We start from the raw sequence: 856 nt of genomic DNA on the forward strand, positions 1-856 counted from the left end.
GTCGTTTCTTCGGACGGGAGCGGCTCGTCGAGGAATTGCACGAGCTGCTTGGCCGGCATCGCTTCGCCGCGGTGTTCGGCCCTTCGGGCAGCGGCAAGTCGTCCCTGTTGCGCGCCGGGCTCGTGCCTGCCGCACGCGGGGAGACGACGCCCACGGGCGAATCCCTCGGGCAGAGCCGGATCCTCACACCAGGCGAGCACCCGATGCGGCACGCCGACCGGCTCCTTGCGGGCGAGGGCGACTCCGACGCGCTGATCGTGGTCGACCAGTTCGAGGAGGTGTTCACGCTCTGCCGGGACCAGCGCGAGCGTGGGCAGTTCATCGACCTGCTGCTCAACGCGCGGCAACCGCAGAGCCGGATGAAGGTGGTCATCGCGGTTCGCGCCGACTTCTACGGGCGATGCGCCGAGCACCGCGAGCTCACCGCAGCCCTGCGCGAGGCCAACCTGCTGGTGGGGCCGATGCACCAGGAAGAGCTCCGGGAAGCGATCGTCCGGCCGGCCATGGCCGAGGGCCTGACCGTGGAGCGGGCGCTGACGGCCGAGATCGTCGCCGACGTGGCCGACGAGCCGGGGGCGCTGCCGCTGATGTCGCACGCGCTGCGGGAGGTCTGGCGCCGCCGTACGGGCAAGATGCTGACCCTGGACGCCTACGAGAGCGTGGGCCGAGTCCACGGGGCGATCAGCCACACCGCGGAGAAGCTCTATGCCGGCCTGTCGCCGGCCCAGGCGAGGATCGCCCGGCGGGTCCTGCTCAGGCTGATCCAGCCGGGCGAGCAGGCCCAAGACACCCGCCGTCCCGCCGCCCGGGCGGAACTGGACCCGTACGAGGAGGCGGACACCGCGCTGGTCATCGA

Annotated in this window: 1 protein-coding gene; it reads left to right on the plus strand. The window is 71.7% G+C overall.

Translation table 11 applies throughout. The features are described from left to right. On the plus strand, window positions 1-856 hold an 856-nt coding region (locus EJK15_RS72490), incomplete at both ends, for an nSTAND1 domain-containing NTPase (protein WP_476739221.1).

This window comes from Nonomuraea basaltis, assembly GCF_005893125.1.
Taxonomy (GTDB): Bacteria; Actinomycetota; Actinomycetes; order Streptosporangiales; family Streptosporangiaceae; genus Nonomuraea; species Nonomuraea basaltis.